General features: G+C 61.5%; 1 protein-coding gene. It reads left to right on the top strand.

All coding sequences use genetic code 11. The features are described 5' to 3' along the window. Nucleotides 1–16: 16 nt before the first annotated feature. Nucleotides 17–550, top strand: a 534-nt coding sequence (locus tag NZU74_20780; protein ID MCS6883760.1) for a hypothetical protein, incomplete at its 3' end; no start/stop codon positions are given.

Below are 550 nucleotides of genomic sequence, written 5' to 3'. Positions count from 1 at the left end.
TGTGGATACCTCGTGGGTGGCCTACGCGCCGGAGCTGTACGAGCACGCCATCGAGTTGTACCGCTCACTGCCGTTCCTGATTTCGGAATACTTCCTGTTTGCCGCTATCGCCTATCACGCCGTCAACGGCGTCAACATCATCCTCAAAGACACCTTTCCGGCCTGGTGGAACAAGCACCTGCAGCGCAACTCCTTCTGGAAGGTCATCGCGCTCTCGTTGCTGCTGTGGCTGCCGGCGGCGTTCTTCGTCACCCGCAACATCGTCCTGTACCACTTCACGCCCGGCTATCAAGGTCAGGGGCCGGTGGTGGCGCAGCCCGGCTTGGGCATCGTTTATCTTATTGTCCCCGCAGTGGTCATCATCGTTCTGGCCGTGCTGGCCTACGGGGGCACGTTCAATCAACATGCGCTCGCCAAAGCGCCGCGCTTCGTCAGCGTGCCGGGCAAGAACTTTGAGACGTGGAGCTGGCTGTTCATGCGCTGGAGCGGCGGCCTGCTCATCCTGGTCGTGTTCATGCACGTGCTGGCGAACGCCCTGCTGACCGGCGCA

The sequence above is a fragment of the Chloroflexaceae bacterium genome (genome assembly GCA_025057155.1).
GTDB lineage: Bacteria > Chloroflexota > Chloroflexia > Chloroflexales > Chloroflexaceae > JACAEO01.
This window is presented reverse-complemented; position numbering and strand designations above follow the sequence as displayed.